22 protein-coding genes are annotated in these 24,096 nt (G+C 60.6%); 11 read left to right on the top strand and 11 right to left on the bottom strand.

Features of this window, described 5'->3' with window-relative positions; all coding sequences use genetic code 11:
• Positions 1–85 precede the first annotated feature (85 nt).
• Both P3C29_RS00575 and tal read left to right on the top strand, forming a co-directional pair.
• The gene (locus tag P3C29_RS00575) at positions 86–307 is read left to right on the top strand and encodes a hypothetical protein (protein ID WP_275963689.1); all 222 of its coding nucleotides are present in this window, start codon (positions 86–88) and stop codon (positions 305–307) included.
• A gap of 190 nt (positions 308–497) precedes the next feature.
• A complete protein-coding gene (tal, locus tag P3C29_RS00570) occupies positions 498–1,424 on the top strand; it encodes a transaldolase (RefSeq protein ID WP_201122332.1) in 927 nt (308 codons plus the stop codon).
• Between the two features lie 87 nt (positions 1,425–1,511).
• On the opposite strand, the gene rssC is transcribed toward tal, so the two are convergent.
• The 3 genes from rssC to P3C29_RS00555 all read right to left on the bottom strand — a co-directional run bounded on the left by rssC (position 1,512) and on the right by P3C29_RS00555 (position 4,211).
• Positions 1,512–1,994, bottom strand: a complete 483-nt coding sequence (gene rssC, locus P3C29_RS00565) for an anti-sigma factor antagonist RssC (protein WP_003218919.1) — start codon at positions 1,992–1,994, stop codon at positions 1,512–1,514.
• Positions 1,994–3,175, bottom strand: a complete 1,182-nt coding sequence (gene rssB / locus P3C29_RS00560; protein ID WP_003218921.1) for a two-component system response regulator RssB — start codon at positions 3,173–3,175, stop codon at positions 1,994–1,996. Before rssB ends, rssC begins: the two co-directional genes overlap by 1 nt.
• A gap of 346 nt (positions 3,176–3,521) precedes the next feature.
• Positions 3,522–4,211, bottom strand: coding sequence for a VacJ family lipoprotein (locus P3C29_RS00555; protein ID WP_275963688.1), 690 nt, complete (start codon positions 4,209–4,211; stop codon positions 3,522–3,524).
• 196 nt (positions 4,212–4,407) lie between these two features.
• Here P3C29_RS00555 and P3C29_RS00550 point away from each other — a divergent pair, with 196 nt between their 5' ends.
• Both P3C29_RS00550 and P3C29_RS00545 read left to right on the top strand, forming a co-directional pair.
• Positions 4,408–5,019: an HAD family phosphatase gene (locus P3C29_RS00550; RefSeq protein ID WP_169387445.1), complete on the top strand. Its 612-nt coding sequence runs from the start codon at positions 4,408–4,410 to the stop codon at positions 5,017–5,019.
• Between the two features lie 110 nt (positions 5,020–5,129).
• Complete coding sequence (locus P3C29_RS00545) at positions 5,130–5,396, top strand: DUF4404 family protein (protein WP_003218929.1); 267 nt, start codon at positions 5,130–5,132, stop codon at positions 5,394–5,396.
• 126 nt (positions 5,397–5,522) lie between these two features.
• Here the strand turns inward: P3C29_RS00545 and queF are convergent, their stop codons facing one another.
• Complete coding sequence (gene queF, locus P3C29_RS00540; RefSeq protein ID WP_275963687.1) at positions 5,523–6,353, bottom strand: NADPH-dependent 7-cyano-7-deazaguanine reductase QueF; 831 nt, start codon at positions 6,351–6,353, stop codon at positions 5,523–5,525.
• Between the two features lie 57 nt (positions 6,354–6,410).
• Complete coding sequence (locus tag P3C29_RS00535; protein ID WP_275963686.1) at positions 6,411–6,935, bottom strand: cupredoxin family protein; 525 nt, start codon at positions 6,933–6,935, stop codon at positions 6,411–6,413.
• A 156-nt stretch (positions 6,936–7,091) separates the two neighbouring features.
• On the opposite strand from P3C29_RS00535, the gene P3C29_RS00530 reads away from it, so the two are divergent.
• Positions 7,092–7,772, top strand: coding sequence for a heavy metal response regulator transcription factor (locus P3C29_RS00530; protein WP_010176336.1), 681 nt, complete (start codon positions 7,092–7,094; stop codon positions 7,770–7,772).
• A complete protein-coding gene (locus P3C29_RS00525) occupies positions 7,772–9,124 on the top strand; it encodes a heavy metal sensor histidine kinase (RefSeq protein WP_275963685.1) in 1,353 nt (450 codons plus the stop codon). Before P3C29_RS00530 ends, P3C29_RS00525 begins: the two co-directional genes overlap by 1 nt.
• 119 nt (positions 9,125–9,243) lie before the next feature.
• Here the strand turns inward: P3C29_RS00525 and P3C29_RS00520 are convergent, their stop codons facing one another.
• The 3 genes from P3C29_RS00520 to P3C29_RS00510 are packed head-to-tail and all read right to left on the bottom strand — an operon-like array spanning position 9,244 to position 12,488.
• Positions 9,244–10,488, bottom strand: coding sequence for a lipoprotein-releasing ABC transporter permease subunit (locus tag P3C29_RS00520; RefSeq protein WP_010176339.1), 1,245 nt, complete (start codon positions 10,486–10,488; stop codon positions 9,244–9,246).
• A 58-nt stretch (positions 10,489–10,546) separates the two neighbouring features.
• Positions 10,547–11,230, bottom strand: a complete 684-nt coding sequence (gene lolD, locus P3C29_RS00515) for a lipoprotein-releasing ABC transporter ATP-binding protein LolD (RefSeq protein WP_017477213.1) — start codon at positions 11,228–11,230, stop codon at positions 10,547–10,549.
• A 7-nt stretch (positions 11,231–11,237) separates the two neighbouring features.
• A complete protein-coding gene (locus tag P3C29_RS00510; protein ID WP_010176341.1) occupies positions 11,238–12,488 on the bottom strand; it encodes a lipoprotein-releasing ABC transporter permease subunit in 1,251 nt (416 codons plus the stop codon).
• Positions 12,489–12,582: 94 nt separating this feature from the next.
• Here P3C29_RS00510 and P3C29_RS00505 point away from each other — a divergent pair, with 94 nt between their 5' ends.
• The gene (locus P3C29_RS00505) at positions 12,583–13,167 is read left to right on the top strand and encodes a PilZ domain-containing protein (protein ID WP_010176342.1); all 585 of its coding nucleotides are present in this window, start codon (positions 12,583–12,585) and stop codon (positions 13,165–13,167) included.
• A 66-nt stretch (positions 13,168–13,233) separates the two neighbouring features.
• Positions 13,234–13,956, top strand: a complete 723-nt coding sequence (locus P3C29_RS00500) for a glycerophosphodiester phosphodiesterase family protein (protein ID WP_003218946.1) — start codon at positions 13,234–13,236, stop codon at positions 13,954–13,956.
• A 42-nt stretch (positions 13,957–13,998) separates the two neighbouring features.
• On the opposite strand, the gene sthA is transcribed toward P3C29_RS00500, so the two are convergent.
• Both sthA and P3C29_RS00490 read right to left on the bottom strand, forming a co-directional pair.
• On the bottom strand, positions 13,999–15,393 hold the full coding sequence (gene sthA, locus P3C29_RS00495; protein ID WP_010176344.1) for a Si-specific NAD(P)(+) transhydrogenase: 1,395 nt from the start codon (positions 15,391–15,393) through the stop codon (positions 13,999–14,001).
• A 189-nt stretch (positions 15,394–15,582) separates the two neighbouring features.
• Entirely contained in the window at positions 15,583–16,593 is a 1,011-nt protein-coding gene (locus P3C29_RS00490) for an FAD:protein FMN transferase (RefSeq protein WP_275963684.1), read from the bottom strand.
• Positions 16,594–16,657: 64 nt separating this feature from the next.
• On the opposite strand from P3C29_RS00490, the gene P3C29_RS00485 reads away from it, so the two are divergent.
• Together P3C29_RS00485 and P3C29_RS00480 are read left to right on the top strand one after the other, a co-directional pair.
• Positions 16,658–17,200 carry a chalcone isomerase family protein gene (locus P3C29_RS00485; protein WP_275963683.1) on the top strand — a complete coding sequence of 181 codons (543 nt, stop codon included), beginning with the start codon at positions 16,658–16,660 and terminating at the stop codon, positions 17,198–17,200.
• A gap of 172 nt (positions 17,201–17,372) precedes the next feature.
• Positions 17,373–18,671: an MFS transporter gene (locus P3C29_RS00480; protein ID WP_201122311.1), complete on the top strand. Its 1,299-nt coding sequence runs from the start codon at positions 17,373–17,375 to the stop codon at positions 18,669–18,671.
• A 163-nt stretch (positions 18,672–18,834) separates the two neighbouring features.
• Here the strand turns inward: P3C29_RS00480 and P3C29_RS00475 are convergent, their stop codons facing one another.
• Positions 18,835–20,298, bottom strand: coding sequence for a glyceraldehyde-3-phosphate dehydrogenase (locus tag P3C29_RS00475; RefSeq protein ID WP_029616136.1), 1,464 nt, complete (start codon positions 20,296–20,298; stop codon positions 18,835–18,837).
• A gap of 339 nt (positions 20,299–20,637) precedes the next feature.
• Here P3C29_RS00475 and mfd point away from each other — a divergent pair, with 339 nt between their 5' ends.
• Complete coding sequence (mfd, locus tag P3C29_RS00470) at positions 20,638–24,087, top strand: transcription-repair coupling factor (RefSeq protein WP_010176349.1); 3,450 nt, start codon at positions 20,638–20,640, stop codon at positions 24,085–24,087.
• Positions 24,088–24,096: the final 9 nt, after the last annotated feature.

Here is a 24,096-nt window from a genome sequence, read left to right as displayed (position 1 = left end):
AATTTCATAATTCCTACTGACATTGAGGTCTACGCTCGCTCCATCAGCGTGTATGCCTACGCCTCCAGCCCAAGGGAACTGAAAAATGATCTCCACCCTCGTCAAAGTCGTGATGGTCGTTGGCGCGTTACTGTTGAGCGCTTGTTCCACGGGGTCGTCGGACGTGAGCAGCGACCCTTGTTTCACCGGGGGATGCCAGGCCTTTGGGGACCATAGCCCTGGCAGAGCCGCCAAGATGAATTTTGGAGGCAATGCGCTAGGGAATAGTTATGGGGAGTATGGTTCGGGGTTGTTGCATGATGACTGACTGATCGGGGTGGTCATCGGGCAGTCGGGTTGAACCTGCCGGCTGTTTTGGCCTCCTATTCAGCAGTGGCCGGTGATTCAAACGGCTGTTTTCAGGTTGTTGCCCTCGCAAACGATCGAATGCATTTGCGCCCTTGAGCGGCTGTCAGCGCTCGGGTAATGTCATCAGACCCACAGGACAGAGCACGCCCATGACTTCCAAGCTGGAACAACTCAAGCAATTCACCACTGTAGTAGCCGATACCGGCGATTTTTCTACCCTCGCCAAGCTCAAGCCGCAAGACGCCACTACCAACCCTTCCCTGCTGCTCAAGGCCGCGTCGATCCCAGGCTACGCCAAGCTGCTGGACGAGGCTGTTGCCGACTGCAACGGTGACGTAGGCCTGGCCAGCGACCGTTTCGCGGTCGCCGTCGGCCAGGAAATCCTCAAAGTGGTGCCCGGCCGTATTTCCACCGAGGTGGATGCCCGCCTGTCGTTCGACACCGACGCCGTACTCAAGCGCGCGCACCGTCTGATCGACCTGTACGACAAGGCCGGCATTGGCCGCGACCGTGTGCTGATCAAGATCGCTTCCACCTGGGAAGGCATCCGCGCTGCCGAGCAACTGGAAAAGGAAGGCATCCAGACCAACCTGACCCTGCTGTTCTCCTTCGCCCAGGCCGTGGCTTGCGCTGAAGCCGGCGTGTTCCTGATTTCGCCGTTCGTGGGCCGTATCTACGACTGGTACAAGAAGGCCAACGGCAACGACTACACCGGTTCCGATGATCCGGGCGTGCAGTCGGTGACGCGCATCTACAACTACTACAAGGCCAATGGCTACAAGACTGTGGTGATGGGTGCGAGCTTCCGTAACCTGAGCCAGATCGAGGAGCTGGCCGGTTGCGACCGCCTGACCATCAGCCCGGACTTGCTGGAAAAACTGGCCGCCGACGACGGCAAGCTGGAGCGCAAGCTGGCGCCGGGCCACGCGGGCGAAGCTCGTGTGCACTTGACCGAAGCGCAGTTCCGTTGGGAATCCAACGAAGATGCGATGGCCACCGAGAAACTGGCCGAGGGCATTCGTCAGTTCGCCCGCGACCAGGAAAAACTCGAAGCGCTGTTGACCGCCAAGCTCTAAAAACGGGCGACGGCAAAAAGGGCGGTACCCTCGCGGGTACCGCCCTTTTTCGTGCCTGGCTCTTTTTTAAAAGAGGCAGCTATAAACTCAATGCCGTTCCAGCGCATTCACCAGGTCGTGGAACGCCTCGCGGTTGGAGTCGTTCAAGCCCATCAGGATCTTGTGGGCTTCCAGCACCTTGACCCGTACCACTTCCTCGGACTGGTCCTGGGACGGCAGGTCGGTCAGGCATTCCGGGCACGGGATCGGGCGGTCAACGATGTTGAACACCTGATCGAAGCCCATGGACTGCAACAGACGGGTGATGTCTTCGTGGGTGGTGACGACGGTCGGCAGCAGTCCGACCTTCTGCCGAGACAGAATGGACAACTTGGCCAACAGTCCAAGGGTGGTGCTATCGATGCTGCGGGTTTCGGTCAGATCGATCACGATCGCCGAGAAATTCAAGGCTGTGAAAATCCGCTCAATCGTCGCATCCAGCGCCGAACACAAGGTCAGGCGCACTTCACCGACAAACTTCAGGACAAAAGTCCCGTCTTGCTCGGCGAACTGGATTCTTCCGGTACTCATCAAAGATTCCTGCTCAACACCAATAGGGCGATATCATCCGGCATCTCCCCTAGCGTGGCCAATCCAAAAACCTGCCGCAGGCCATCCAGGCTGCCGCCCGCCGACCTGACCCGTTGGGGTAAGGCGGCTTCTTTCTCTTTGAGTGTAGGCTCTGGCAAAAGGTCCAGGATACCGTCAGACATCAGCGTCAGGCTGAACGTCGGCGGCAGTTCCAGGATGTGGTCTTCGTAGGTGGCTTCATTGAACAAGCCCACTGGCAAACCACGCCCTTCCAGGTAGCGCACACTGTCTGGAGTGTATAAAACCGGCAATGGCAGGTGACCGCCAATGCTGTAGGTCAAAAGACCCGTTTCTTCATCAATCACGCCGCCGACCATCGTCACGTGCTTGCCCAGCTTGCAGCTGATCAGGCCCCGGTTGATGTGGCCCAGCACTTGCGAAGGGGTGAACTCCGGCAAGGTGCCATTGCGCTTGGATTCGAACAACAGCCGTGTGGTCATGAATTTCAACAACACGGTCACAAATGCCGAGGAGGCGCCGTGGCCGGAAACGTCGGCCAGGTAGAACGCGACACGCCGCTCGTCAACGCGGAAGTAGTCGACAAAATCACCCGACAGGTACAACGACGGGATGATCTGGTGGGCAAACTTGAATTCGTCGATGCTCCACGGGCTCACCGGCAACATGTTCATCTGCACCTGGCGACCGGCGTTCTGGTCTTCCTGGAGCAGGTTCAGGCTGGCTTCGAGCTCGCGGTTGGCGGTTTCGAGCTTTTCACGGTAACGCTGGTTTTCCAGCAGCAACCGTGCACGATCCAGGGCGCGGCGCACCGAGTGCTCCAGCACGGCCAGGTCTTCCAGGGGCTTGATCAGGTAGTCGGCAGCGCCCAGGCGCAAGGCCTCGACGGCATCGTTCATCACGCCGGCACCGGACACGACGATCACCGGCGTCTGCGGGGCAATGTCGGTCACCTGGCGGATCAGCTCAAGACCGCCGACCTGAGGCATGCGCAGGTCGCAGATAACCAGGTCGGGCTTGTCGCGCTCGAACACCTGGAGACCCTGGAGGCCGTTGCTGGCCTGCAGGACGCTGAAGCCACTGTCTTCCAAATAGGCCGCGAGACTCGCGCGCACTACTTCGTCGTCATCGATTATCAGCAGCGTGGCACTGGTTTTTTGCATGTGGGCAAACGGCGCCAGAATTAGGTTGGCGTAGGCAGCTCGACAATGGCCGGGCTTACTACTGGATTCGCTTTCTAGCCTCTCTGTCCTACAAAGTACCGGGATATTGCCCATGCACAAAGGTAAAGCAGAGGTGCCCTTCTAAGGCGCAGACGGTACTCCCATCCGCCAGGGGTTTCAAGCTCATGCCGATGGTCGCCGGGCGTCTTTACATCGCAAATCACCGGTAGTTATAAGAACGTATAAAACCGCGACTTAAAGTAAGGACGTAACCCACGGATAAACCTCGAATCCTGCCCACGAAAAAGGCGACCCGAGGGCCGCCTTTTTCATTTAAGCCCGAGGCTTAAAAGTCGTCTACAACCTTGCCATCCTTGACCTTGAACTCGCGATTCTGCAAGTAGGCGTTACGGATAAAGGTGTATTTGTCGCCGCTGATCAGCTTCTCGGAGGACAGCAGGCTGGCACGGGTGTCGACGATATTCAGGCCGAAGGTGCTGTTGCGCCAGCCGATGTCGTTCATGTAGCGGTAGGGCTGGGTGTAGCTGTCCACGTACTTGGACGGCGCATCACGCAGGGTGCTTGGGCCCAGCAGCGGCAGCATCACGTAAGGACCGCTGCCAACGCCCCAGTGGCCGAGGGTCTGGCCGAAATCTTCGTCATTGCGTTGCAGCCCCATTTTGGTGCCGACATCAATGAAGCCCAGCACGCCGAACGTGGTGTTCACCAGCAAGCGGGCAGTGTCGACACCGGCAGCGTGCGGCTTGAGTTGCAACACGTCGTTGGCAAAGTTGCCGACGTCGCCGATGTTGCGGAAGAAGTTGTGGACGCCGTCCTGCACAAATTGCGGGGTCACGAACTGATAGCCTTGAGCCAACGGCTTGAGGGCGTAGGTGTCAACGGTGTCGTTGAAGGTGAAGATCGGGCGGTTGACGCTTTCCCATGGATCATCTTCCGAGGCCGCCTGGGCCGCGAAAGGAACCAGCAATAAGCTGGCACATACGGATAGCTGAGCTAGACATTGGCTCCAGCGCATAGCTTGAACTCCTTGAATGGTCTGTCATGGGCGCTATGCCCTGAATGTGGCCGTCAGTATATGACGGAAGTGTCAGATTAGGCAGCCTTGCAGAAATGTCATTCCGGTAAATGCACAAAATTCCTACAAATAGAACCGATGTAACCTGCTTGTCATCGGCGTCCGCTAGCGTGACTGCTATTTCAGGGACGTCGAAATGCCCCACGCCGAAGTTGTTGTTGCCAGCGCCCCGTCCTTGACGGCCGTACTGTTCGGGCTGAGTGGCTGCCTGGTGGACTTTGGTTCCCAGGCCCGTGCCGACTCCGCCCCCTCAACCGACACACACGCCACTGTCGGCGCGCTGAAGATCCTGCGCAGCCTCGAAGAACAGCGCGTCCCGTGCGCCTGGCTGGACGAACTCCCCGTGGCGGTTTCCACGCCCCTGGCCGCCGGGCTGCCCCGCTGGGTCAAGGCCACCCAGCCCTCCTCCACCCGCTGGCCCGCGCCCCATGCGTGCTGGCAGGCATTGATGGAACTGAATATCGAACGCCTGGAGGGCTGCGTTCTGGTCAGTGGCGAGCCGCGCCTGCTGCAATCAGGGCTCAACGCCGGGCTGTGGACCATCGGCCTGGCTTCCTGCGGCTCGCTGTGCGGGCTTTCGCCGGCGCACTGGCAGGCACTCACCGAGAAGGAACGCGAACAGAAGCGCGCCAAGGCCACTGTCGCGCTCTATGGCCTGGGCGTGCATTCGGTAATTGACCACCTCGGCGAACTGCCCACCTGCCTGGCAGACATCAGCCTGCGCCAGCTCAAGGGCGAGAAGCCCTGATCGAGATCATGCACAGTCGGCGCCAGTGGATTAATCTACAGGTCAGCCCGTAGACCTTTCACGGCGTGCCGCGGTCTATGCCAGTGCCTATCGATAAAAGGAAGAACGCCATGCCTGCCCGCGAACAACTGCAAGAACAGGTCAAAATTTTGCGCGAGCAATTGGATCAGAATCCAGAAATGCCACTCGAAAAGCGCGAAGAGCTGCAAACATTGATTGCTGAACTGGAAGTTCAGGAGCCGTTGGAAGGCGCCATTCAGGATCCGAGTATCGCCGACGGTGTGAACCTGGCGGTGGAACGCTTTGAGTTGGACCACCCGGGGATTGCCGGGACCTTGCGCAATATTGTGGTGACCCTGGGTAACATCGGGATCTAATAGCCGGACACCTATCAAATGTGGGAGCGGGCTTGCTCGCGAATGCGGTCCGTCAGCTGATACATAGGCTGGCTGATACACCGCTTTCGCGAGCAAGCCCGCTCCCACATTTGTTTTGGGTTAAGGCTACTGACGCGCCAGACGCACGTTCTGGAACTGCACAGCTTCCGTACTGCGGTACGGGTTGATATCCAGCCCGCCCCGACGCACATACCGCGCATATACCGTCAATTTCTCCGGCTTGAGCAGGCGTTGCAGGTCGAGAAAGATCCGCTCCACGCATTGTTCATGGAAGTCCGAGTGCTGGCGGAAGCTCACCAGGTACTCCAGCAGACTGGCATGATCCAGTGCCGCACCGCGGTACTCCACCGCCACACTGCCCCAGTCGGGCTGGCTGGTCACCGGGCAGTTGGACTTGAGCAGATGGCTGTGGACGCTCTCCTCCACCACACGCGAATCGTCGCAACGCAGCAATTCCGGACGCGGGTGCTCGTAGTTGCTGACGGTGATGTCCAGGTCATCAATGCACACACCCGGCAACGCAGCTACGCCTTCGGCTTCAACCTCGCCCAGGCTGCGGATGCGCACGCCAACAGGCTTGCCGGCGGCGGCACTCAGGTCGGTGCGCAAGGTCGCCTCAAGGCTCTGCACATCGGCAAACGCGGTCTGGTTCAGCGAGTTGAGGTACAGCTTGAACGACTTCGACTCGATGATGTTCGGCGAGTCGGCCGGAATGCTGAATTCACCGATGGCCACCACCGGCTTGCCGGATGGCAGCAGCCAGGACAGTTCGAAGCAGTTCCAGAAATCCACGCCTGTATACGGCAGGGTCTCGGCGCTCAGGCCCAGCTCGGCCCACTTGGCGGCGCGAGGGATCGGGAACAGCAACGAAGGGGTGTATGTGGAGATATATTCACTGGACTTGCCCAGCGGCGAATGTTCGGCTGCGGGATGCATGGCGGAAACCTGGCTAAATAAACGCGGCCATTCTACCCGCCTTTGCACCCCAGTTGCTTACTGGCTGACCGTCAGCTTGCCCACCATGCCCGCCTGGTAGTGGCCGGGAATGTTGCAGGCGAACTCCAGGCCGGTAGCCTTGGCAAAGGTCCAGGTCAGTTCGGCGGTCTTGCCCGGCTCTACCAGCACGCTGTTGGGGTCGTCGTGTTTCATGCCGCCCATGTCGCCATGGCCCATGGCACTGTGGTCCATTTTGCCCATGCCTGTGGCCGTCAGCATGCCGCTGGCCTGCATTTGGAGCATTTCTTTCTGATGGGCCGCGTGCATGGCGGCGTCGCCAAGGTTGAACTCATGCAGCAACTGGCCTTTGTTGACCAACACAAAGCGCACGGTCTCACCGGCTTTTACATCGATGGCCTTGGGCGAAAAGGAAATGTCCTGCAGCACCACTTCCACAGTACGCGTGGCCTTGGCCGCCGGTGCAGCCTCACCGAAGGCGAAGGTTTCAGCCGGGGATGCCAGCACTGGAAAACTCAGCGCCATCAAGCAGCCAGCCAACAGCCAGGATTTACGCAAAAACATGCTCACACTCCAAGGGTTCGGAATCAGTCTGTGGGACACTTTACGAACGCACGGCTGCCAGGCACCTGTCTGTCAGATTACAACTTTGTCAGCTTGAGCCTACCGCCGGGTGTGCGCTGTATAAAGTCTGTGTTTACGTAACGCCATGAGCCGCCCATGAAACTGCTGATCGTCGAAGACCAACCGAAAACCGGCCACTACCTGCGCCAGGGCCTGGCCGAGGCCGGGTTCAACACCGAACTGGTGGCCGATGGCACCAGCGGTCAGCACCTTGCGCTGACCGGCGACTACGACCTGCTGATCCTCGACGTGATGCTGCCGGGCCGCGATGGCTGGCAAATCCTTCAGGCCGTGCGCGGGGCCGGGCTGGACATGCCGGTGCTGTTCCTCACCGCGCGGGACGCCGTGGAAGACCGGGTGCATGGCCTGGAACTGGGCGCCGACGACTATCTGGTCAAGCCCTTCGCGTTTTCCGAATTGCTGGCCCGGGTGCGCAGCCTGTTGCGCCGTGGCAGCAGCACACCCCAGGAAACCAGCCTGCAACTGGCCGACCTGCGCCTGGACCTCATCCGCCGCAGGGTAGAGCGCGACGGCCAGCGCCTCGACCTCACGGCCAAGGAGTTTTCCCTGCTGGAACTGCTGCTGCGCCGCCAGGGCGAAGTGTTGCCCAAGTCGCTGATTGCCTCCCAGGTATGGGACATGAACTTCGACAGCGACACCAACATCATCGAGGTCGCGATCCGCCGCTTGCGCTTGAAAGTCGACGATAACTTTCCCAACAAGTTGATCCACACGGTGCGCGGCATGGGCTACGTGCTTGAGGAGCGGTTCAGTTGATGAAACGGATTTCCCTGGCCAGCCGCCTGGCGCTGCTGTTTGCCGGCTGTACCGCCGTGGTTTCATTGCTGGCCGGCGTGCTGTTCAACCACGCCAGCGAGGCGCACTTTATCGAGCTGGACCAACAGTTGCTCGACGGCAAGCTGCTGGCACTGCGCAGTACGCTAAAGGGTGCCGACACGCCCGCCTTGTTTGCGCGGCAAGAACCAAAGCTGCGGGAAGAACTCAATCGTCAGCCCGATCTCGCGCTACGCATTACTGCAGGCGATCAGCGCTGGTTCGACAGCGCACCGGGCGTCACCCTGCCCCGGACACCTGGCCTGCACAGTGTGCAGAACGCCGGAACCCAGTACCGCGTGTACAACGCGCCGCTCGTTCCCGGGAACGCGGACGCCCCCCAACTGACGCTGATGCTCGACATCACCCACCACCAACACTTCCTGCAACGCATGCAGCATCTGATCTGGTTGACCGTCGGCCTATCCGCCCTGGCCACCGCCCTGCTCGGTGCCTGGGCCGCTCGCAGCGGGTTGCGACCACTGAGGCGCATGAGCGAAGTCGCCGGCAACGTGTCCGCCCATTCCCTGACCCAGCGCCTGCCCCAGGGCCAAATGCCCGCCGAGCTGGCAGAGCTGGCCCAATCCTTCAACGCGATGCTCGGCCGCCTGGACGATGCCTTTCAGCGCCTCTCGGCGTTCTCTGCCGACATCGCCCATGAACTGCGCACGCCACTGTCGAATCTGCTGACACAGACCCAGGTCATCCTCACGCAGCCACGGGCGCTGGAGGACTACCGCGAAGCCCTGCACAGCAATCTGGAAGAACTGCAATGGATGGCGCAGTTGGTCAATGACATGTTGTACCTGGCCAAGGCGGACCATGGGCTGCTGGTGCCCAAGCGTGAAACCCTGGCGCTGGCGGACGAAGTGGATGCCTTACTGGAGTTTTTTGCGCCGTTGGCGGAAGACGTCCAGGTGCGGCTGGTTCAGGAAGGCGGCGCCAATACCTCAGGTGACCGCAGCATGTTGCGCCGGGCGATTTCCAATCTGCTGGATAACGCATTGCGCTTCACCCCGCCGGGTGGCGAAGTCAGCGTGCGGATTGTCGAGGGTGTGCAAGGCGTGAGATTGAGCGTGGAAAACACCGGGGAAGGCATTCCAGAAGCGTTGTTGCCAAGGTTGTTTGACCGGTTTTACCGGGCAGATCCGGCGCGGCATGAAGGGAGTAGCGAGCATGCGGGGCTGGGGCTGGCGATTACCCAGTCAATTGTTCGGGCCCATGGCGGGCGGATTTTCTGTGAGTCGGCGGCGGGTTGGACGCGGTTTGTGATTGAGTTGCCGCAGGGGTATTGATGCAAGCTGTTCCGACCTCATCGCGGGCAAGCCCGGCTCCCACATTTCGATCGCATTCGTCCTGAATGCACTCGGTCAAAATGTGGGAGCGGGCTTGCTCGCGAAGGCGGCCTTAAGAACTACGAATACCTGAGGGCATGCGCCGGCTCGATCTTCGCCGCCCGATACGCCGGATAGATCGTCGCCAAAAAGCTCAACACAAACCCTGCCGAGCAAATCAGCAACACATCCCCGCCCTGCAATTCCGAAGGCAGGTTGCTGACGAAATACACGTCCGAACTGAAGATATGCTGCCCGGTCACCCGCTCCAGCCACCCCACCAGTTCACTGACGTTCAGCGCCGCGATCACGCCGAGGATGCCGCCGATCAACGTACCGACAATGCCGATCACCGTGCCCTGCACCATGAAGATCGCCATGATCTGCCGCGGCGTGGCGCCGATGGTGCGCAGGATCGCAATGTCCGCGCCCTTGTCGTTCACCACCATGATCAAGGTCGCGATGATGTTGAACGCCGCCACGGCAACGATCATCAGCAACAGCAGGCCGATCATGGTTTTTTCCATCTTCATCGCGCTGAACAGGCTGCCCTGGGTGTGAGTCCAGTCGTCCGCCTTGTAATCGGCGCCAAGGCTGGCGGCGATGTCCGCCGACACCTTGGGCGCCGCGTACAGGTCTTTCACCGCCAGGCGCACGCTTTGCACCTGGTTCGGCTCCCAATGCTGAATTTCTGCGGCGTCGGCCATGTGGATCAGGGCCATGGAGCCGTCCAGCTCAGCCCCCACCTTGAACACACCCACCACATTCAAGCGCTGCATGCGTGGGGTGATGCCACCGGGGGCGCTGCTGATTTCCGGCACGATCAGGGTCAGCTTGTCGCCCACGTTCAAGCGGAAACGCCGGGCCGTGATCTCGCCGATTACCACACCGAACTCGCCCGGTTTCAGGTCCTCCAGATGGCCCTGGACAATATGCTGGGCCACGATCGACACCTTGCCTTCCTGGGCCGGATCAACACCACTGATCTCGATCGGCTGCATCGCGCCCTTGTAGGAGAGCATGCCGTCCATCTGTGTGAACGGTACCGCAGCGGTGACTTCCGGATTCTTCATCGCCGCATCCGCCACCGGCTGCCAGTCGCTGATGGGCTTCACGCCAACGATGGTCGCGTGGGGCACCATGCCGAGGATGCGTGAGCTCATTTCCCGCTGGAAACCGTTCATCACCGACAACACCACGATCATCGCCAGCACGCCCAGGGCGAGGCCGATCATCGAGGTCATCGAGATAAACGAAACAAAACGGTTGCGGCGCTTGGCGCGGGTATAGCGCGTGCCGATGAAAATCGATAACGGTCTGAACATTCGCGGGCACCGTTGAAAAAATAGAAAACCCGGCGTCAGGCACCGGGCTTGAAACAGGTCAGATGGCGACCAGATGACCTTCCTGCAGGTGCAGCACGCGGTCCATCTGGCGGGCCATGCTCATGTCATGGGTCACCACCAGGAACGCGGTGCGCATCTGGGTGCTCAGCTCCAGCATCAAGTCCTTGATGCCCTGGGCGGTGTGGGAGTCGAGGTTGCCGGTAGGCTCGTCGAGCATCACCAGGCCCGGGTTGTTGACCAGGGCGCGGGCAATCGCCACACGCTGGCGCTCGCCGCCGGACAATTCAGCCGGTTTGTGCTCCAGGCGATGGCCCAGGCCGACCCGTTCCAGCAACGCCTTGGCACGTTGGCGTGCTTCCGGGATCGCCGTCTTGCCGATCAACAGAGGCATGCAGACGTTTTCCAGGGCGGTGAACTCGGGCAGCAAGTGGTGGAACTGGTACACAAAGCCCAACGAACGGTTGCGCAACTGGCCGCGGGCTTTCTCGCCCAGGGCCGACAGTTCTTCGCCGGCCAGCCAGACGCTGCCCTGGGACGGCGTATCAAGGCCGCCCAACAGGTTGAGCAAGGTACTTTTACCGGAACCGGAACTGCCGACGATCGCCACGCGCTCGCCCGGGTGCAGTTCCAGCTGCAGGTTGGACAGCACCACCACGGATTCCGGGCCTTCCTCGTAGGATTTGCCCAGGTTGCGGCAGCTCAGGATTGCTTTTTCACTCATGCCCGATTCACTCATAACGTAAAGCCTGCGCCGGCTGGGTACGTGCCGCGCGCCAGGCTGGATACAGGGTGGCAAGGAAACTCAGGACCAGCGCGGCGGCGCCGACCATCAACACGTCCTGGCTCTGCACCTGGGACGGCAAGTAGTCGATGAAGTAGACGTCGGAGTTCAGGAATTTGTGGCCGATCAACACTTCCAGCCCGGCGATGGCGGCGCTGACGTTCAGCGCGGCGAGAATCCCCACCACGGTGCCGATCAAGGTACCGACGACGCCGATCACCGTGCCCTGCACCATGAAGATCGCCATGATCTGCCCCGGCGTGGCGCCGAGGGTGCGCAGGATCGCGATATCGCCCTTCTTGTCGTTCACCACCATCACCAGCGTGGAGATGATGTTGAAGGCGGCCACGGCGACGATCAGCAGCAACAGCAGGCCGATCATGGCTTTTTCCATGCGGATGGCCTGGTACAGGTTGCCGTGGGTCCGGGTCCAGTCGCGGGCGTAGTACTGGTTTTCACCCAGGTGCTGGGCAATTTCCCACGAGGTACGCGGCGCGTCGAACAGGTCGTTGAACTTGAGGCGCAGGCCCTGGACCTGGTCCGGCTTCCAGCGATGCAGGCGGGCCAGGTCGGTCAGGTTGGTCAACCCCAGGTAGCCGTCGATCTCACCGGCGCCGACATGAAAGATGCCGACCACGGTAAAACGCTTCATGCGCGGGAACATGCCGGCCGGGGTCACGGTGACTTCCGGCGCAACGAAGGTTAGCTTGTCGCCGATGCCCACGCCGAGCTTGGCCGCGGCCTTGTCGCCGATAGCAATGCCAAAGCTGCCGGGCGACAAGTCGTCCAGTTTGCCCTGTTGCATGAAGTTATCGATGATCGAGACGTTGCGTTCCTGCGCCGGATCGATGGCATTGAGCAGGACTTTCTGCACCTTGCCGTCGTTGGTCAACAGGCCCTGCATCTGGGTGAAAGGCGCAACCGCCAGCACTTTGGGGTTCTGCTTGACCTTGGCGGCCAGGCTTTGCCAGTCGCTGATGGGCTCACCCGACTCGATGGTCGCGTGGGGCACCATGCCCAGCACGCGCGTGCGCATCTCATGATCGAAGCCGTTCATCACCGACAGCACCACGATCATCACGACAACGCCAAGGGCGAGCCCGATAATCGAGGTCAAGGAAATGAACGACACAAAATGATTGCGACGTTTTGCACGGGTATAACGCGTGCCAATAAATACGAAGAGAGGTCTGAACATGTCGGGGCTTGTTCGGAGGAAAAGAAGACGTCCTTGTGGCGGGGTCAGGTAAGCAGCTTTACACTCAGACCATCACCGCTGCCTTGGGTTCGCCATGTCGACATTAGATGAAGAAGATCGCCGCGAATACTACCGTATCGAGGACATGATCGCACTGGAAATTACCCCGCTGTCGGGCCCGGAAGCGCTGAGCAAGGAAGTGTTGCTGGATGATTCCCCGCTGTTCAATCTGCTCAGCGAATTGCACCTGAGTGAATTCGAATCCCAGCACCTGCTGCGTCAGATCGGCGAGCGGGACCGCACCCTCGCCGCCTTCCTCAAAGTGCAGAACAAACGCATCGACCTGCTCAGCCAGATCATGGCGCAAAGCCTGCTGGGCGAGATCGGCACCCCGCAGCCCGTGGTCATCTCCGAAGGCGGCATCGAGTTCCTGAACCCAACGGCAATCCAGCCCGACAGCCACCTGGCGGTCAAGCTGGTGCTGATGCCACAAGCCCTCGGCCTGCTGCTGCGGGCCAAGGTTACGCATTGCGATGCCAAGACGGGCGGCTTTGAAGTCGGCACTGAATTCGAAGCCATGACCGATGCCCAACGCCAGTTGCTGGCGCGCTATATCCTGCAGAAACAGGCTCAGGAACGGCGCCTGGCACGGGAAAAAAGCGAAGAGTCCGACACCTGAATACGAACACTGAATGGCGCGTCGCGCCATCCATCCAGCCAGGAACCCTGGCGTAAAGGAGCAACTGTGACCCTGATTTATGGCCACCGCGGTGCCAAAGGCGAAGCACCGGAAAACACCCTGACCAGCTTCCAGGAATGCCTCAAGCACGGCGTGCGCCGTTGCGAACTGGATTTGCACCTGTCCATGGACGGCGAGTTGATGGTCATTCACGACCCGACCCTCAAGCGCACCACCGACCGGCGCGGCAAGGTCGTCGAGTATTCGGCCGCCGACCTGGTGAAGATGGACGCACGCAAAGGCGGCCCGGGCTGGGTCAACCCCTGCCCGATCCCACGCCTGGAAGAGCTGTTCGAACAGTGCGACTTCGACCACTGGCAACTGGAAGTCAAAAGCGCATCGCGCACTCGTGCGGCAACCACCGTACTGGCCATCCGTGAAATGGCTCAGCGTTTCGGGCTGATGGACAAGGTCACCGTGACCTCAAGCTCGCGGGAAGTATTGAAAGCCGCGCTGGACCTCACTCCGGACCTGTCCCGTGGACTGGTAGCCGAATACGCCTGGCTCGACCCGTTGAAGGTGGCGGCCAACTATGGCTGTGAGATTCTGGCGTTGAACTGGACGTTGTGCACCCCTGAACGTCTGGAAAAAGCCCAGCGCCAGGGTTTGCACGTGTCCGTGTGGACAGTCAACGAACCCGCGCTGATGCGCAGGCTCGCCGACTTCGGCGTAGATAGCCTGATCACAGACTTTCCCGGTTTGGCCACTGCCACCCTCGGGAATTACTGAAATCGGTCTCCCCGGCCGGCTCAGGCCACCGGCCGGAGCCGCTCAAAAAAGCCGGTTGAGGCCGTCGTAGGCCGCTACCCGATAGGCTTCAGCCATGGTCGGGTAGTTGAAGGTGGTGTTGACGAAATACTTGAGGGTATTCAGCTCACCCGGCTGGTTCATGATCGCCTGGCCGATGTGCACGATCTCCGACGCCTGGTAACCGAAGCAATGCACGCCGAGGACTTCCAGGGTCTCACGGTGGAACAGGATCTTCAGCATGCCTTGCGGCTCGCCGGCGATCTGCGCACGCGCCATGCTCTTGAAGAACGCCTTGCCGACTTCGTAAGGCACCTTGGCCTTGGTCAGTTCGTGCTCGTTCTTGCCGATCGAACTGATCTCGGGAATGGTGTAGATCCCGGTCGGCACGTCGTTGACGTAGCGCCAGCTGCCGTTGTCGACAATGCTGCCGGCCGCCGAGCGGCCCTGGTCGTGGGCGGCACTGGCCAGGCTCGGCCAGCCGATCACGTCACCGGCACCGTAGATGTTGGTCACGCAGGTACGGTAGTTCTCGTCCACTTCGATCTGGCCACGGCTATTCACCTTGACCCCGATGTTTTCCATGCCCAGCTTGTCGGTGTTGCCGGTACGGCCGTTGCACCAGAGCAAGGCGTCGGCCTTGATTTTCTTGCCGGACTTGAGGTGCAGGATCACACCGTTGTCCAGGCCTTCGACCCGCTCGTACTCTTCGTTGTGGCGCACAGTGATGTTGTTGTTGCTGAAGTGGTAACTCAACGCCTGGGAAATTTCCGAGTCGAGGAAGCTCAGCAACTGGTCGCGGTTATCCACCAGCTCAACCAATACACCCAGGCCGCTGAAGATCGAGGCATATTCACAGCCGATCACACCGGCGCCGTAGATGATCAGTTTGCGCGGGGTGTGGCCCAGGCTGAGGATGGTGTCGCTATCGTAGATACGCGGGTGATGGAAATCGATATCCGCCGGGCGATACGGACGCGAGCCGGTGGCGATGATGATGTGCTTGGCCACCAGTTTCTCGACCACGCCGTTGGCGCAGACCACTTCGACGGTTTGCTCGTCGGCGAAGCTGCCGGTGCCGAAGAACAGGTCGACGCGGTTACGGGCATAGAAGCCGGTACGCGAGGCAACCTGTTTGGAAATGACTTTTTCAGCGCTCTTGAGCACGTCCGGGAACGAGAACCAGCGCGGCTCACCAATGGCCCGGAACATCGGGTTGGTGTTGAACTGCATGATCTGGCGCACCGAGTGACGCAAGGCCTTGGACGGGATGGTACCCAGGTGGGTGCAGTTACCGCCGACCTGGCGACGGCTATCGACCATCGCCACCTTGCGCCCTGCTTTGGCGGCATTCATCGCCGCACCTTCTCCAGCAGGGCCGGAACCCAGTACTACCACGTCGTAGTTGTAGACAGCCATGCGTACTCCTCAGAACAGGCCATGGCGCACGGTTGGGCGCCAGGCTAAATCATGCCGCGGCCAGCGGTCATGAAGGATCAAATAGGCTCAGTGTGTGAGCCGGGGCACAGTCTATAGAAGGCTTAACGCCGCGCACATTAACCCTTGGTCGCGTCGTAGGCCAGTTTTGCCTTTACTACACGGCGTTCGTTACGGCTTCACTGCCGTCAGTTGCTCGAATGCCTTGTTGCTCCGTGTGACGAAACCAGCGCCCTCACGCATCACAAAAAACGCGGCGACCTGGTGTTTTTCGGCGTATTCCCAACCCTGTTCGGGTCCGAGGATCAGCAGCAGCGTCGATAATCCATCGGCCATCAATGCCGAAGGGTGCAACACCGTCACCGATGCCAGTTGATGGGTGATCGGCGCGCCGGTCCGGGCATCCAGGGTGTGGGAATAACGCCGACCATCCTGCTGGAAATAATTGCGATAGTCACCCGATGTCGATACACCAACGCCATCCACGGCGATGATTTTTTCGGCCACCTGCTGATCGTCGCGCGGTTCTTCCAGGGCGATGCGCCAGGGCGAGCCGTCGGGCTTGACGCCAGCGGCCTTGAGTTCGCCGGTGGCTTCGGCGAGGTAGCGATGAATGCCAAGCTGAGTGAGTTGCGCGGCAATGCGGTCGACCGCGTAACCGGCGGCGATGCTGTTGAAGTCGACTGCGACGGCAGCGTCCTTGCACAGCTGGTTACCGTCGATGTGCAAATACTGATGGCCGACGCGCTGGCGGACCTGCTCAAGGGCTCTCGCGTCCGGGACTTTTATCTCACGGGCCTGCGGGCCGAAGCCCCACAGGTTCATCAGCGGTTCGACCGTCAGGTCAAAAGCGCCGCCACTGGCCTGGGACAACTGCTCGCCGGTACGCACCAGGTGCAGGATGGGCTCCGGCATCGGCTGGCAACTGCGGGCCGGCAGGTCGTTGAAACGTTCGATGTCAGAGTCGCTGCGGTAGGTCGACATCTGCCGGTCGACCTCGGCCAGAATGCCCTCCACCAAGCGCTGGACCTCGGCGGGGCCGGGCACGCCAGGCGCACGCACATACTGGATCGAATAGGTGCTGCCCATGGTCGGGCCACCGAAGCGCTCCAGCGAATCGCCGCCACATCCGGCCAGCGCTGCAAGTCCGCATAAAACCAAGATGTGCCGCACGCAGCCCATAAAACCTTTCGCTGTCGAAAATTGAATTAACCTGTAGGCAAGCACCTTTTCAGGACGGGGCATTATGCGGCATGTCGTTATCTGTTTATTGCTGATGTTTTCGGTGCCGGTGCTGGCGAATGAGGCGGATCGGCTCAAACAAGCCGGTTTTCCCGCGCAATCTCATCAGTTGCTGCTGAAAAACCAGGCTGTCCTGACCTACCTGTGGGCAGACGTATATGCGGCGGCGCTGTTCGCCCAGGCAAACCTGAACGCGAAACAGGCCCTGGATCAGCAAAAAGACCTGCGCCTGGAGCTGTATTACTTTCGCGACATCGACCGCAACGATGTGATCAAGGCCGCCACCGCCACCCTTGAACGCCAGCAAACACCCGCAGCCCTCGCCCGCCTGAAGCCTGAACTGGATCAACTGCACAAAAGTTTTCGCGATATCCGCAGTGGTGACCGTTATGCGCTGGATTTTCGGCCTCAGCGCGGCCTGAGCCTGGAAATCAACGGCACAGTGGTGTTCAGCAGTCGCAATGACGAGCTGGCCAAGGCGTATCTCGGCATCTGGCTGGCACCGAAAGGCCTGTCCGACAGCCTGCGCAATACCCTCCTGAATTAATCCCCGCACCCTGCGGCAATTCGCCAGCTTGCTATCGGTTTTTTGTTGCCTGTGGTGGCTTATACACATATGGTTACAAAACTGTTCAGCGCCAGCTTCGTGCCGAGGCTTTAACAGCAGGGACGGTTGCGACCAGGGATTACTAATAAGATAGCCAAAATGAGTGCATGACATGTCCACTACAACGGGCAAGGGCAAGGCGATCTTTCGCGTTGTCAGCGGTAACTTCCTCGAGATGTTCGACTTCATGGTCTACGGCTTCTACGCCACGGCCATTGCCAAGACTTTTTTCCCCACCGACAGCGCTTTTGCCTCCCTGATGCTGTCCCTGGCGACCTTTGGCGCCGGGTTCCTGATGCGTCCTTTGGGCGCGATTTTCCTCGGTGCCTACATCGACCGTCACGGCCGTAAAAAGGGCCTGGTGATCACCCTGGCGCTGATGGCTGCCGGCACCATCCTGATTGCCTGCGTTCCCGGGTATGCCACCCTGGGCGTCGCGGCACCGTTGCTGGTGCTGTTTGGCCGCTTGCTGCAAGGCTTCTCCGCCGGCGTGGAATTGGGCGGCGTGTCGGTGTACCTGGCGGAAATCGCCACCCCGGGCCGCAAAGGCTTCTTCGTCAGCTGGCAGTCCGCCAGCCAGCAAGCTGCGGTGGTATTCGCAGGATTGCTGGGTGTGGGCCTGAACCACTGGCTCAGCCCGGAAGAAATGGGTGACTGGGGCTGGCGCGTGCCGTTCCTGATCGGCTGCCTGATCGTGCCGGTGATCTTCGTGATTCGTCGCTCCCTGGAAGAAACCCCTGAATTCCAGGCGCGCAAACATCGCCCTACGCTGCAGGAAATCGTGCGCTCCATCGGTCAGAACTTCGGCATCGTGATCGCCGGCATGGCGCTGGTGGTGATGACCACTGTGTCGTTCTACCTGATCACCGCCTACACCCCGACTTTCGGCAAGGCCGAACTGCACCTGTCGGACTTCGACGCATTGCTGGTAACCGTATGCGTGGGCATCTCCAACTTCATCTGGCTGCCGGTGATGGGCGCAGTGTCCGACAAGATCGGCCGTAAACCCCTGCTGCTGGGGGCGACGATTCTGGCAATCCTCACGGCTTATCCGGCGCTGTCCTGGCTGGTGGCCAACCCGAGTTTCAGCCATCTGTTGATCGTGTTGCTCTGGCTGTCGTTCCTGTACGGCTCGTACAACGGTGCGATGGTGGTGGCGCTGACCGAAATCATGCCAGTAGAAGTGCGTACCACCGGTTTCTCCCTGGCCTACAGCCTGGCGACGGCGACCTTTGGTGGCTTTACTCCGGCGGCCTGTACCTACCTGATCCACGTGCTGGACAACAAGGCGGCGCCGGGGATCTGGCTTAGCGGTGCGGCGGTGTTGGGCCTGATTGCCACGTTGATTTTGTTTAAAGGCAACCGTCATGAGCTGCGGACTGCGCAGGCTTCGATAGTCGGCGGCGCTTGATGGATCGCTATCGCAGGCAAGCCAGCTCCCACATTTGAGTGGATTCACACATCAACATGTGGGAGCTGGCTTGCCTGCGATGAGGCCGGTACAAACAACATAAAACCCGCAGACATAAAAAAGCCCCGAACCAGTCGGGGCTTTTTTCATTTACCGCTGATGCTTAGCGCGGAAATGCTGGCGGGTTAACCCCGGCCATGTCTTCCATCACACGAACCACCTGGCAGCTGTAACCGAATTCGTTGTCGTACCAGACGTACAGAACAACGCGGTTATCCTGGGTGATGGTCGCTTCAGCGTCCACCACACCGGCGTGGCGCGAGCCAACGAAGTCGGTGGAAACCACTTCCTGGGAATTGACGAAGTCGATTTGCTTGTGCAGATCGGAGTGCAGCGCCATGTAGCGCAGGTACTCGTTCATCTCTTCACGGGTGGCGGCTTTCTCAAGGTTCAGGTTGAGAATGGCCATCGACACGTTCGGCGTCGGAACACGGATCGCGTTACCGGTCAGCTTGCCGGCCAGCTCAGGCAGGGCCTTGGCTGCAGCGGTGGCAGCACCGGTCTCGGTGATGACCATGTTCAGCGCGGCGCTACGGCCACGGCGATCGCCTTTGTGGAAGTTGTCGATCAGGTTCTGGTCGTTGGTGTACGAGTGAACCGTTTCAACGTGACCGTTAACGATGCCGAACTTGTCATTTACGGCTTTCAGCACCGGCACGATGGCGTTGGTGGTGCAGGAAGCGGCAGACACGATCTTGTCGTCAGCGGTGATTTCACCGTGGTTGATGCCGTGCACGATGTTCTTCAGCTTACCCTTGCCAGGCGCAGTCAGGACAACGCGGTCGATACCCGGGCACGCCAGGTGCTGGCCCAGGCCCTCGGCGTCACGCCACACACCGGTGTTGTCCACCAGCAGTGCGTCCTTGATGCCGTACTGGGTGTAGTCCACTTCAGCCGGGTTCTTCGCGTAGATCACCTGGATCAGGTTACCGTTGGCGGTGATGGTGTTGTTTTCTTCGTCGATGACGATGGTGCCGTTGAACGGACCGTGTACCGAGTCGCGGCGCAGCAGGCTGGCGCGTTTGGTCAGGTCGTTCTCGGCGCCCTTACGCACCACGATGGCACGCAGGCGCAGGCCGTCGCCACCACCGGTTTTTTCGATCAGGATGCGCGCCAGCAGGCGGCCGATACGACCGAAGCCGTAAAGCACAACGTCGGTGCCTTTGCGGGCTGCAGCGTTTTGCTGGCCAACCACATCGGCCATTTCTTCACGCACGAACTGCTCGGCGGTACGGCCAGCGCCTTCCTTGCGGAATTTGTAGGCCAGCTTGCCCAGGTCTACCGAGGCCGCGCCGAGCTTGAGCTCGCTCATGGCTTTAAGCAGAGGGAATGTTTCGTGGACGGAGAGTTCGCTGTCGTCGGCGGAACGATGGCGAGCAAAGCGATGAGCCTTGAGAATCGCGATGACTGATTGGTTGATCAGGCTGCGGCCATAGATCGAGCTCACCACGTTGTTATTGCGGTAGAGCTGACCGATAAGCGGAATCATCGCTTCAGCGAGTGCTTCACGGTCGATCCATTCACCAAGACACTGGTCGGGCTTCTGAGTCACGGGAACCTTCCACATGTAGGGGCAGAAAAAAGGGGCTACATTATGCCGCCCGACCGCCCTCGGAGCAATGCGCGGCCAGCAACAAAACTCCTTGCAAAAAAATAACGCCCCGCTGGAGCCCAGTAAACACGTGGCTTCCAGAGCACCCCCTTGTGGGCCGATGTGACAAAGTGTCCGTAACCCTCCGAAACATACGCCGATTTCGGCACTACATAATGAGTCAAAAGACGCCTTTGTTTGTCTTAGCCACTACATTTCCTACAAACCGTAATAGGCTCAGTCAGCAACTGACAGGCGGCACTCCGGGCCGTTACAATTACCGACTTTGTCGCAACGCTTGGAGCTCAACCTTCCGTGCCCGTTCTGCGTCTACCGCTTCTCCCTGCTGCGGCAGGTAAACAGCACTGGGGCAATCTGCCCGGTGCCGCCCTGAGCCTGGCCATCGCCGAGGCTGCCAGCGCTGCCAAGCGCTTTACCCTGCTGCTCACCGCCGACAGCCAAAGTGCCGAGCGGCTGGAACAGGAGCTGAGTTTCTTCGCCCCCGATTTGCCGGTGCTGCATTTCCCGGACTGGGAAACCCTGCCCTACGATCTGTTCTCGCCGCACCAGGACATCATTTCCCAGCGCATCGCGAGCCTGTACCGCTTGCCGGAACTGGCCCACGGCGTGCTGGTGGTGCCGATCACCACGGCCTTGCACCGCCTGGCACCGACCAAGTTCCTGCTGGGCAGCAGCCTGGTGCTGGATATCGGCCAGAAGCTCGACGTGGAGCAAATGCGCACCCGGCTTGAGGCCAGCGGCTATCGCTGCGTCGACACGGTGTACGAGCACGGCGAGTTCGCGGTACGCGGTGCGTTGATCGACCTGTTCCCGATGGGCAGCAAACTGCCGTACCGGATCGACCTGTTCGACGACGAAATCGAAACCCTGCGCACCTTCGACCCTGAGAATCAGCGCTCCATCGACAAGGTGGAATCGGTCAAGCTGCTGCCGGCCCGAGAATTCCCGCTGCAAAAAGATGCGGTCACGCGCTTCAAGGCACGTTTCCGCGAACGCTTTGACGTGGACTTCCGCCGCTGCCCGATCTTCCAGGACTTGAGCAGCGGGATTACCCCCGCCGGTATCGAGTACTACCTGCCGTTGTTCTTCGACGAAACCTCCACCCTCTTCGATTACCTGCCCCAGGACACCCAGGTGTTCTCGCTGCCGGGCATCGAACAAGCGGCAGAGAATTTCTGGAATGACGTGCGCAACCGTTATGAAGAGCGCCGCGTCGACCCGTCCCGTCCTTTATTGCCACCGGCCGAACTGTTCCTGCCGGTGGAAGACTGCTTCGCCCGCCTGAAAAACTGGCCGCGCGTGGTCGCCAGCCAACAGGACGTGGATGCAGGCGCCGGCCGCGAGCGCTTCCCGGCGCAAGCGCTGCCGAACCTGGCGATTGAAGCCAAGGCCAACCAGCCGCTGGAAGCGCTGTCGAATTTCCTCGGTGACTTCCCTGGCCGCGTGCTGTTTACCGCCGAGTCCGCCGGGCGCCGCGAGGTGCTGCTGGAGTTGCTGGAACGCCTGAAGCTGCGACCGAAAACCGTCGACAGCTGGCCGGATTTTGTCGCGAGCAAGGATCGCCTGGCGATCACCATCGCGCCGCTGGACGAAGGCCTGCTGCTGGACGACCCGGCCCTGGCATTGATTGCCGAAAGCCCGCTGTTCGGTCAGCGCGTGATGCAGCGTCGCCGCCGCGAAAAACGCGCCGATGCCAACAACGACGCGGTAATCAAGAACCTCACCGAGCTGCGCGAAGGCGCGCCGGTGGTGCATATCGACCACGGCGTGGGCCGTTACCTGGGCCTGCAAACTCTTGAGATCGATAACCAGGTCGCTGAATTCCTCACCATGGAATACGCCGAGGGCGCCAAGCTCTACGTGCCCGTGGCCAACCTGCACCTGATCGCCCGCTACACCGGCAGCGACGACGCCCTCGCGCCGTTGCACCGCCTGGGCTCCGAGACCTGGCAGAAAGCCAAGCGCAAGGCCGCCGAACAGGTGCGCGACGTGGCCGCTGAATTGCTCGACATTTATGCCCGCCGCGCCGCCCGCGAAGGTTATGCGTTTGCCGACCCAAAGGCCGACTACGCGACCTTCAGCGCCGGCTTTGCCTTCGAAGAAACCCCGGACCAGCAAACCACCATCGACGCCGTGCGCGCCGACATGCTGGCGCCCAAGCCAATGGACCGCCTGGTGTGCGGCGACGTGGGCTTCGGCAAGACCGAAGTCGCCATGCGCGCAGCCTTTATTGCGGTGCACGGCGGCCGCCAGGTGGCGATCCTCGTACCGACCACCCTGCTCGCCCAACAGCACTACAACAGCTTCCGCGACCGCTTTGCCGACTGGCCGGTGACCGTGGAAGTGATGAGCCGCTTCAAGTCGGCCAAGGAAGTGAACGCGGCGATTGCCGACCTGGCAGAAGGCAAGATCGACATCGTGATCGGCACCCACAAGCTGCTGTCGGACGATGTGAAGATCAAGAACCTTGGCCTGGTGATCATCGACGAAGAGCACCGCTTCGGTGTCCGTCAGAAGGAACAACTCAAGGCCCTGCGCAGTGAAGTCGACATCCTGACCCTCACCGCCACGCCGATTCCGCGCACGCTGAACATGGCGGTGTCGGGCATGCGCGACCTGTCGATCATCGCCACGCCACCGGCGCGCCGGTTGTCGGTGCGCACCTTCGTGATGGAGCAGAACAAAAGCACGGTCAAGGAAGCCCTGCTGCGTGAGTTGCTGCGCGGCGGCCAGGTTTACTACCTGCACAACGATGTAAAAACCATCGAGAAATGCGCCGCCGACCTGGCCGAACTGGTGCCGGAAGCCCGGATCGCCATCGGCCACGGGCAGATGCGCGAGCGCGAACTCGAACAGGTGATGAGCGACTTCTACCACAAGCGCTTCAACGTGCTGATCGCCTCGACCATCATCGAGACCGGCATCGACGTGCCAAGCGCCAACACCATCATCATCGAGCGGGCCGACAAGTTCGGCCTGGCGCAGTTGCACCAGTTGCGCGGCCGGGTCGGGCGCAGTCACCACCAGGCGTACGCCTATTTGCTGACGCCGCCGCGCCAGCAGATCACGTCCGACGCCGAGAAGCGCCTGGAAGCCATCGCCAATACCCAGGACCTCGGTGCCGGCTTTGTGCTGGCCACCAACGACCTGGAAATCCGTGGCGCCGGCGAACTGCTGGGCGACGGCCAAAGCGGGCAGATCCAGGCCGTGGGGTTCACCCTGTATATGGAGATGCTCGAGCGCGCGGTGAAAGCCATCCGCAAGGGCGAACAACCGAACCTCGACCAACCGCTGGGTGGCGGCCCGGAAATCAACCTGCGTTTGCCCGCGCTGATTCCCGAAGACTACCTGCCGGACGTGCACGCGCGGCTGATCCTGTACAAACGCATCGCCTCGGCCACAGACGAAGACGGCCTCAAGGACCTGCAAGTGGAGATGATCGACCGCTTCGGCCTGTTGCCGGAACCGACCAAGAACCTGGTGCGCCTGACCCTGCTCAAATTGCAGGCCGAGCAACTGGGTATCAAGAAGGTCGACGCCGGGCCGCAAGGCGGGCGTATCGAGTTCGAAGCGCAAACGCCGGTGGACCCGCTGGTGCTGATCAAGCTGATTCAGGGCCAGCCCAATCGCTACAAGTTCGAAGGGGCTACGCTGTTCAAATTCATGGTGCCGATGGAACGCGCCGAAGAACGCTTTAATACACTGGAGGCGCTGTTTGAGCGCCTCATCCCGAAATCTGCTTGAAGGACGCCC

It is taken from the genome of Pseudomonas sp. 1912-s (assembly GCF_029269205.1).
Lineage (GTDB): Bacteria > Pseudomonadota > Gammaproteobacteria > Pseudomonadales > Pseudomonadaceae > Aquipseudomonas.
The sequence above is the reverse complement of the archived record's forward strand: the minus strand, read 5'-3'. Positions and strand labels throughout refer to the sequence as shown.